The organism is Shigella sp. FC1967 (genome assembly GCF_001743005.1).
Lineage (GTDB): Bacteria > Pseudomonadota > Gammaproteobacteria > Enterobacterales > Enterobacteriaceae > Proteus.
Genome location: NZ_MIIZ01001304.1, coordinates 1 through 408 on the forward strand (window position 1 = coordinate 1; position 408 = coordinate 408).

At 54.2% G+C, this 408-nt stretch carries 1 protein-coding gene; it reads right to left on the reverse strand.

The genetic code is table 11. The features are described from left to right. Positions 1-408: TrbC family F-type conjugative pilus assembly protein (locus tag BHE89_RS21475; RefSeq protein WP_286146406.1), on the reverse strand; the 408-nt coding region annotated here is incomplete at both ends.

Consider the following 408-nt stretch of genomic DNA (forward strand, 5'->3'; position numbering starts at 1 on the left):
CTTCCCAGTCGATATTGGCAAGGCGTTTCTTGGCAACATCAATAAGGTCTGGCTCGCTGATTTTCTCCACTGGCCCCTTAACGCCGAGATCGCCTTTTTTCTCCGTTATCCACTTCCCGAGCCAACCATACCGGTCGGACAACCCGGAGACCTGGGCGACGACGTTTGGTTGTTCGCCAGGCAACGGCTCATCCTCCAGCATCACAATCGTGGGAACGGCTGTGATGTTGTACGTTTTGAACAACGTAGGGTTGATGATGATGTTCGGCACTGGGTCTTTTTTGGCCGCGAGCGCCTGAATAGCTTTAACCCCCTGCCCCAGGTTCATTCCTTCCGGGATTCCACGGAACACAATTACAGCATCAGGCTGGCCTGACACCGCTGTGAGGACATCATCCAACCCCTGAT